Raw genomic sequence first — 207 nt, forward strand, 5'->3', positions numbered from 1 at the left:
ACGACGACCTCGTGGTGTTCGTCGGCGACTTGGTCCGCAAGGGGCCGGACAGCGCGGCGGTCGTCGAGCGCGTGCGGCGCGCGGACAACATGTTCACGGTCCGGGGTAACAACGAGGAGAAGCTGCTTCGGGGCGAAAAGTCCTTAGAGCGGTTGTCCGACGACGACCTCGCGTGGATCGAGTCGCTGCCGGTCGCGATAACGGTCG

The 207-nt window shown here is 66.2% G+C and carries 1 protein-coding gene; it reads left to right on the top strand.

Going from position 1 to position 207, the window contains the following annotated elements; translation table 11 throughout:
• Positions 1–207, top strand: a 207-nt coding sequence (locus EXE45_RS19500) for a metallophosphoesterase (protein WP_342765834.1), incomplete at both ends; no start/stop codon positions are given.

The organism is Halorubrum sp. SP9 (assembly GCF_005435015.1).
In the GTDB taxonomy this organism is placed as follows: domain Archaea; phylum Halobacteriota; class Halobacteria; order Halobacteriales; family Haloferacaceae; genus Halorubrum; species Halorubrum sodomense.